The following is a 6,832-nucleotide window of genomic DNA, read 5'->3' as shown; positions in this document are numbered from 1 at the left end:
AGTTGAGTCATCATCGATGGCTTGTTTTGCTATGCCCATTTTTTAACTGGGTGCCCAGAGTATTCATTTCAGACTTTATCGAGGCTCTGTTTATGTCAATCTATGTATATGCTGCAGATCGCATTTCTCCAAAAATGAGGATTTTAAGTGTATCCCTTGTGTTATTAGGTGCAAGTGCCTCAGCAGTATTAATTACGAATGTTCATGCTTTTGAAGGAACACCAGCAGGGTTTAGAATTGAAAATGGTGAAATCGCAGATGTTGACCCTTGGGCCGCATTCTTTAATCCGAGTTTCTTTATTTCGGCAGCACATGTTGCTGTATCAGCCTATATGACCGGAGCCTTTATGATCTGCAGCATATCCGCCTTTAACATGCTTAAGCACCGCAAAAATCAACGTGTTCTTCGGTTCCACCGCAAGGCCCTTATGTTAAGCCTCGCAATCGGAGGCATTTTCTCATTACTAACGGCATTAAATGGCCATGAATCCGCACAAATGCTTCATGAATATCAGCCTGAAAAGCTTGCAGCGGCAGAAGGATTATTCGAAACACAGGATTACGCACCGCTTGCAATTGGCGGTTTTACAGATAAGGAAACACAGGAAATTAAATACGCCATTGAAATTCCGTGGGCCCTTAGCTTTCTAGCTGGAAATAGCTTTGAAACCGTTGTTGTCGGATTAAATGATTTTCCAGAAGAATATTGGCCGCCATTATTTGTTCATACCCTCTTTAATGGAATGGTTTTAATCGGCAGCTTTCTGATTTTTTTATCCATGGCTGGCTTTGTATGGAATAAGCTGTTGAAAAAACCGAATTTCCCTAAGCCTTTTATGTACGCCTTTGTAATTGCCGGACCATTAGCATTGCTTTCAATCGAATTTGGCTGGATCTTTGCTTGTACCGGAAGACAGCCTTGGGTGATTTACCGCGTATTGACCACTGCCGAGGTTGTAACAGGATCATCTCAGATTGGTCTTCTATTTATATTGTTTACACTCATTTATGTGATCTTGGCGGTAGCTGTCTTGCTCGTTTTAAAATATTACTTTAAAAGACATCCCGTTGAGAATGAGCTTGAGACCGAAGCATCTAGAGGGAGTATCAGCATCTACTAAAGCTTAGAAAGGATGATCGAATATGACAGCAGATTCACTGCTTGCGATCACTGTTTTATGGGGATTTGTGTTTATCTATGCCGTAATGGCTACAATGGATTTTGGCGCAGGCTTTTGGTCAATGATTTATATTAAGAAAGAAAAAACTAATGCAACCAATATCGCAAATCGCTATCTCTCACCAACATGGGAGGTAACAAATGTGTTTATCGTTGCAATCGTCATTGCCCTTGTCAGCTTTTTCCCTGGAGCGACATATATTCTCGGCACTGTGCTGCTATTGCCGGGAAGTTTTATTTTAATTTTGCTTGCTTTAAGGAGCGGATTTTTAGTTTTCTCACATGTCGCAAAGGATTATGAAAAGGCACTCACATATGTGTCTGGAATTTCCGGCTTTATTATTCCTGCGTTATTAATGCTCGTTCTCCCAATTACACACGGCGGCTATATTGAAGTTGTTAATGGTGTGCATCAGCTCAACTTTGCAGCTCTTTTTACAAGCCCGAATATATATGCATTTGTGGGATTCGCTATTAGCAGCACACTGTTTTTATCATCCTTATTGCTTGCAGATTATTCAAATGTTGCTGATGAATTAGATGCATATCGGATTTACCGGCGTGATGCCCTTATTTTAGGACCGATTTCACTGCTTATGGCTTTTTTCATCATGTTAACATTAAGAATCGAAGCAAATTGGCTTTACACAAGAATGTTGGACTATCTGCCCTTTCTTATCGGCTCTGTTGTGCTATTTCTTCTTGCTGGTTCAGCCTTATTTATACCATCTGCAAAGCATAAGCAGCGGATTGGACGCCCAAGGTTGGCTGTCATTGCTGTAACCATTCAATATTTAGTAGCAAGCTATGCATATGGCCGTGCACATTTGCCTTATATGATTTACCCTGATGTCACAATTGAATCCGGTTTCACTCATCCAACTGCTTTTCGGGCGTTATTCGCCACATATATTGTTGGTTTCCTCATTCTATTTCCGGGATTTATTTACTTTTGGAAGCTGTTTATGAAGGACAAGCGATATTTAAGGCAAAACTAATGTTAAAAACGCAAACATTGGGCTTTTTATTGATGAAGCAGGTATGAAACACGTCAGAAATGGAAGACTATTTATGTGTTTCATTATTACAAAGGAGGTCAATAACAATGGCACAAGACGTACTTTGTGAAGTAACCAACTGTCAATACTGGGCAAAGGGAAATAAATGCAGTGCTGATGCAATCTATGTAGTCAGTCATGCTGGTAAAAAAGCTGACAACAGTGAAGAAACAGATTGCAAAACATTTACACCATCTGACCTTTAAGATTGAAGATCAAGAACGGGACAAGCAGCTGCAACTGCTTGTTCCTTTCTATTGTATTATTGATAATGATTTTCATTTTTATTCATTAAGTTACATATTTTTTCTCATTTTTCACAAACTACTAGGAGAAAATCCTAAGGGGGTAATCATGTTGAAGGAAAGCTTACTTAATTCATTTCGCAATGAGGTGAAAAACTCAAGTGCTGAGTCATTTCCAATGTTCGTTGATTCCTTTACTAATCTATGGGATTATGAGTTTGGATCATTGGATAACCTTCCACATGATGTGGATGAGCTTGTAGCTGATCGCGCAATCGAGTATGGGTTAATGGAATAGCAAAACAAAAAAACCATTGAGGCTGATTTTTGATCAGCCTCTTCCATTCATTGAAAGCTTTTGCTGTGCTCGTTTTTTTGCAAGCAGCCCATGCTTTGGTGAAAAGAAAAATGCAAGCCCAAACACGATCCCTGTTGAAGTTGCCATTGCACCTGAAATGGAGACATTTAACAAGGTTGCCATGTAATAACCGCTAATCGCTGAGAATACACCAATGCCTGCACTGATAATTAGCATTGCTAACAGCTTATCTGTTAACAGATAGGCAGCCGAAGCCGGCACAATCAGCATCGCAACGACTAAAATCGCACCAACACTGTCAAAAGAAGCTACTGTGGTAATGGAAAGCATGCCCATTTGCAAATAATGGATAAACAAAACAGGAATTCCAATCGCTGTAGCTAAGGCAGGGTCGAATGTGCTAATTTTGAACTCCTTATATAATAAGAAAATAATGAGCAGATTGACCAGAAATACAAAGGATAAAAGCCAGACAGCCTTCGGACCTAATTCCATTCCGTTCCATACAACCGTATCCCAAGGAATAAAGGTGATTTCTCCCATTAACGCATGATCTACATCTAAGTGGATATTTCCCGCAAAGACCGATAAGAGAATGACACCAATGGCAAAAAGCGATGTAAAAACAACCCCAATGGCAGCATCTGCCTGTACGCCCTTTCCGCTTAACACTTGCACAAGCAGGGCCGTTAACAGTCCAACAACAACAGCTCCAATCAGTAACGAGGGGCCATCCAAGCTCTGACTTACTAAAAAACCCCCTACAATTCCTAATAATACAGTATGTGAAATCGCATCAGCCAACATTGCCATCTTGCGTAAAACCAAAAAGCAGCCGACCATTGCACATGTTATCCCAACTAATGAACCTGTAACGATAATCCACATATCATATGTCATTCATTATCATCCCCTTGTCACTGTAAGCTGCAGATTTCGGAAGCAGCAATGGTACACGCTGATGTACTTGTAATAAGGACAAGAGCTGAGTCCTTGCTTCTGAAGAAATTCTGGCAAGATTTAGATCATCCTTTGATTCGAGCTCTAAATATGCAAATTCCATCTCATGCATTAGATACATGTCATATAATCGTTGTTTTAGGACAAGCTCATAGCCCTTCTCAATTCCTTTATCAGTTAGCTTCCATGATTGTTCACCTGTTTGAGCAATCTGTTCATTTCTTTTCAATACCTGTATTGCATAATGAAATAGCCGCTTTGATATTCTTCTTCTTTTTAGTAGCTCACCTTCTGTAATCCTTTCAAGATTTCCCTCTTCGGCAATTTCATAAAAACTTAATAACAAATGTTCAATCGCTGTTTTTTTCCGCAAAGTGATTTGTTTTAACATCTTTGAAAGTAACCCTCGTTTCGGTGCGAAGATGAGTGAGACGAGAAACAATACTGTTGCTGCAATAATAATAAGCGGACCAGTTGCCATCCCTTCAGTGATTGTGCTTAACATAGTACCCGTCATACCCGAAAAACCGCCAATAATTCCGGAAATGATCATCATATGGCTTAATTTATCGGTCCAATACCTTGCACTTATAGCTGGAGTGATAAGCATGGCTGCCATTAATACTACCCCGACTGTCTGAAGACCAATTACGACAGAGCAAACAATAAGCAAAAGCAGCAAGCCATTAATAAATGGAACAGGCAGCCCAAGCCCTTTTGCAAACTGAGGATCAAAGGTCAATATTTTAAATTCCTTATAAAATAACACTGTTATGAAAAGCAGAATCAGTGCAATAACTGCGATTAGCTGAACATCTGAAGAAACCATTGATGCTGCCTGGCCGAAAATGAAATCATCCAATCCGCTTTGGTTCCCCGCGCCATTATGCTGTATATAGGTTAAAAGAACAATTCCAAATCCAAAAAAGACAGAAATAATAATTCCTAAAGCCGAGTCTTCCTTGATACGTGAGTGCTGAATAATTCCTTGAATAAAAAAGGCTGAAATTAAACCGGCAATGGCAGCACCTACTAAAAACCAAATTAACGACTTAGACCCATACAAAAGAAACGCTATACAAACACCTGGTAATGCTGAATGGGCCATCGCATCCCCTATTAAGCTTTGTTTTTTAAGCAAAGTAAAGCTTCCGACAACACCGCTTGCTATCCCAAGCAACATTGTGCCAATTAATACCCATTGTGTATTAGGGTTTTGAAGCTGGTAAAGTATCGCTTCAAGCATATCATTTCACCCCTTTCCCTTCCCCACAACCAACATAGATCGGTCTTGCAAAAAAGTTAGCTTTCCACCATATGTTTTTTGTAAGTTTTCAATCGTAAAGGTTTCCTTTGTAGGTCCATATGCGATTTTTCGCATGTTTAATAGAAGCACCCAATCAAAATACTCCTCAACCGTTTGTAAGTCATGATGAACAACCAGCACGGTTTTACCATTTGCTTTAAGTTCAGTTAGCAAGGCGATAATCGCTTTTTCTGTTGCAGCATCAACACCAACAAAGGGTTCATCCATAAAATAGACATCTGCTTCCTGTGCAAGGGCTCTTGCCAGGAAAACACGTTGCTGCTGCCCTCCAGAAAGCTCACTGATTTGCCGGTTTGCATACTCAAGCATCCCCACTTTATCGAGACATTCCTTTGCAACCTCTACATCTTTTTTACGTGGCCGCCTAAACCAGCCAATATGGCCGTATCTGCCCATTAACACAACATCCAATGCATTTGTTGGAAAATCCCAATCAACAGAGCCGCGTTGAGGAACATAACCAACACGCTTGCGCTGCTTTTTATATGGCTCACCAAAAATCTGGACTTCACCTGAAGCAGTTGTAATTAACCCTAAAATTCCTTTAATTAGAGTTGATTTTCCCGCACCGTTCGGACCAATAATGCCAATTAGTTTTCCTTCAGGCACTTCAAAGCTTACTTCTTGAAGCACCGGCTTATGATGGTAAGCAATGGTTAAATTTTCAACTTGAACAGGAATCATTCTTTAACACCAACCTTGTTTTATTTTGGCAGTTTGTTCATACTAAGTAATTATTAAGACAAAGCCTTATTTTAACGCTGAAACGATTGTATCAACATTGTGCTTAAACATGCCTGCATATGTTCCTTCTTCAGTTCCTTCCTCACCCATTGCATCAGAGAAGAGTTCACCGCCTATCACCACTTCATGCTTTTGCTTTTTAGCTCCCTCGACAACGGCTTGAATTGACTTTTCTGAGATACTGCTTTCGATAAAGACCGCTTTTATGTTTCTTTCAACCAATATATCTACTAAACCTTGAACATCCTTTAGACCATATTCAGAATCTGTGCTTAATCCTTGTAATCCCATTACCTCAAGTCCATATGCATGGCCAAAATAGCCAAATGCATCATGTGCTGTTACTAGAACCCTGCTTTCTTCAGGAATGGTTTCAATTTGTTCTTTCGCATATTGATCCAATTCTTGGAGCTCTTTTTCATAGGCAAGTGCATTTTCTTTAAAAAATGACTCATTCTCTGGTGATATCTTTGTCAGCTCTTTTTCAACAGAATCGATCGTATGAATCCATGCTTGAATATCAAACCAAACATGGGGATCATGTGCGTTTGAATCTTTTGTACGTAATAACATCGTTTCAGGAATTGAATCAGCTACTGCAACCGTTTGTTTATCTTTAGACATTTTTTCAAAGATTTCATTCATTTTTCCTTCCAAATGAAGGCCATTATAAAAAATAAGATCGGCTTGATTTAATTTTTGGATGTCTCCCTGTGAAGCTTGATAAAGATGCGGATCAACTCCAGGTCCCATTAACGAAACAACCTCTACTTTGTCTTTACCAATGTTTTTGACAACATCAGCAACTTGACCTGTCGTTGTTGTTACCTGGATTTTCTCCTTTCCATCACCATTAACCTGATCATTTCCGCAAGCTGTGAGAAAACACATAACTGTTATTGCTGCTATACTTACCAACCACTTTTTCATCTTTATACCCATTCCTTTCGCTTCGCTCAAGGCACAAAACGTAATGAAATAAGTTTTGTACCTCGAGCG

General features: G+C 39.6%; 8 protein-coding genes. 4 read left to right on the top strand and 4 right to left on the bottom strand.

The window, feature by feature from the left end:
• From Q1B07_RS25925 to Q1B07_RS25910, 4 genes are all read left to right on the top strand, one after another.
• Positions 1-1,121 (top strand): cytochrome ubiquinol oxidase subunit I (locus Q1B07_RS25925; RefSeq protein WP_299834224.1); only part of this gene is annotated, 1,121 nt, incomplete at its 5' end.
• A 22-nt stretch (positions 1,122-1,143) separates the two neighbouring features.
• Positions 1,144-2,178 (top strand): cytochrome d ubiquinol oxidase subunit II, encoded by a 1,035-nt coding sequence (locus Q1B07_RS25920; RefSeq protein ID WP_299095487.1) that lies wholly within the window; start codon positions 1,144-1,146, stop codon positions 2,176-2,178.
• A 107-nt stretch (positions 2,179-2,285) separates the two neighbouring features.
• The gene (locus Q1B07_RS25915) at positions 2,286-2,444 is read left to right on the top strand and encodes a DUF1540 domain-containing protein (protein ID WP_299095484.1); all 159 of its coding nucleotides are present in this window, start codon (positions 2,286-2,288) and stop codon (positions 2,442-2,444) included.
• 148 nt (positions 2,445-2,592) lie between these two features.
• On the top strand, positions 2,593-2,781 hold the full coding sequence (locus Q1B07_RS25910) for a hypothetical protein (RefSeq protein WP_299095482.1): 189 nt from the start codon (positions 2,593-2,595) through the stop codon (positions 2,779-2,781).
• A 33-nt stretch (positions 2,782-2,814) separates the two neighbouring features.
• Here Q1B07_RS25910 and Q1B07_RS25905 read toward each other — a convergent pair whose 3' ends face one another.
• From Q1B07_RS25905 to Q1B07_RS25890, 4 genes are all read right to left on the bottom strand, one after another.
• Entirely contained in the window at positions 2,815-3,702 is an 888-nt protein-coding gene (locus Q1B07_RS25905) for a metal ABC transporter permease (RefSeq protein WP_299095480.1), read from the bottom strand.
• Positions 3,692-5,008 (bottom strand): metal ABC transporter permease, encoded by a 1,317-nt coding sequence (locus Q1B07_RS25900; RefSeq protein ID WP_299095477.1) that lies wholly within the window; start codon positions 5,006-5,008, stop codon positions 3,692-3,694. The genes Q1B07_RS25905 and Q1B07_RS25900 overlap by 11 nt, the downstream gene beginning before the upstream one ends.
• A 6-nt stretch (positions 5,009-5,014) precedes the next feature.
• Complete coding sequence (locus Q1B07_RS25895) at positions 5,015-5,773, bottom strand: metal ABC transporter ATP-binding protein (RefSeq protein WP_299095475.1); 759 nt, start codon at positions 5,771-5,773, stop codon at positions 5,015-5,017.
• Between the two features lie 66 nt (positions 5,774-5,839).
• The gene (locus Q1B07_RS25890) at positions 5,840-6,763 is read right to left on the bottom strand and encodes a zinc ABC transporter substrate-binding protein (protein WP_299095489.1); all 924 of its coding nucleotides are present in this window, start codon (positions 6,761-6,763) and stop codon (positions 5,840-5,842) included.
• Positions 6,764-6,832: the final 69 nt, after the last annotated feature.

The organism is uncultured Metabacillus sp., assembly GCF_947503125.1.
In the GTDB taxonomy this organism is placed as follows: Bacteria; Bacillota; Bacilli; order Bacillales; family Bacillaceae; genus Metabacillus.
This window is presented reverse-complemented; position numbering and strand designations above follow the sequence as displayed.

What these genes read in the sequence shown, in the direction of transcription:
- Q1B07_RS25920 (WP_299095487.1), top strand. Translation starts at nt 1,144, where the DNA reads ATGACAGCAGATTCACTGCTTGCGATCACTGTTTTATGGGGATTTGTG.
- Q1B07_RS25915 (WP_299095484.1), top strand. Translation starts at nt 2,286, where the DNA reads ATGGCACAAGACGTACTTTGTGAAGTAACCAACTGTCAATACTGGGCA.
- Q1B07_RS25910 (WP_299095482.1), top strand. Translation starts at nt 2,593, where the DNA reads ATGTTGAAGGAAAGCTTACTTAATTCATTTCGCAATGAGGTGAAAAAC.
- Q1B07_RS25905 (WP_299095480.1), bottom strand. Translation starts at nt 3,702, where the DNA reads ATGACATATGATATGTGGATTATCGTTACAGGTTCATTAGTTGGGATA.
- Q1B07_RS25900 (WP_299095477.1), bottom strand. Translation starts at nt 5,008, where the DNA reads ATGCTTGAAGCGATACTTTACCAGCTTCAAAACCCTAATACACAATGG.
- Q1B07_RS25895 (WP_299095475.1), bottom strand. Translation starts at nt 5,773, where the DNA reads ATGATTCCTGTTCAAGTTGAAAATTTAACCATTGCTTACCATCATAAG.
- Q1B07_RS25890 (WP_299095489.1), bottom strand. Translation starts at nt 6,763, where the DNA reads ATGAAAAAGTGGTTGGTAAGTATAGCAGCAATAACAGTTATGTGTTTT.